Genomic DNA, 509 nt, shown 5'->3' with positions numbered 1-509 from the left:
CTCCGGACTCTCCACAAGAATCTTGAGCAGAAAATCCGAATCCCCCGTCACCGCATAGCACTCGAGGATCTCCGGCGCATCCCGCACCGACCGCTCGAAGTTCTCCACCGTGTTCGCCGAATGCCGCTCCAGGCTGATCTGCGCGAACATACAGCCCAGCCCCACCTTGCTGCGATCCACCTGCGCGCTGTAGCCCTGGATCACGCCGCTGGCCTCCAGCGCCTTCACCCGCCGCCACACCGGCGCCGCCGATAGCCCCACCTTGTCCGACAGCTGCTGTGCCGAGGCCCGGCCATCCTCCTGCAGGGCCTTGAGGATGCCGATATCGGTCTTGTCCATCGTTTTGTCTCCTGTTTGGGTCGAAATTCCGCAAATACGAAATATTCATTGCGAATTATAGGGATAGCACGATCCGAAAACGCAATAAACCCGATGCCTCGCGAACCTATCATGGTGCCGACTACAGGAGCATTCATGATGGACGGCACCCCCGCCCCCGAGCCCACGCT

1 protein-coding gene is annotated in these 509 nt (G+C 60.5%); it reads right to left on the bottom strand.

Going from position 1 to position 509, the window contains the following annotated elements:
* The coding region (locus DNK89_RS24050; protein ID WP_110962026.1) for an Lrp/AsnC family transcriptional regulator at positions 1-339 on the bottom strand (339 nt) is incomplete at its 3' end.
* Between the last annotated feature and the right edge of the window lie 170 nt (positions 340-509).

The organism is Acidovorax sp. ST3, from assembly GCF_003231145.1.
Classification (GTDB): Bacteria; Pseudomonadota; Gammaproteobacteria; order Burkholderiales; family Burkholderiaceae_C; genus Acidovorax.
This window is presented reverse-complemented; position numbering and strand designations above follow the sequence as displayed.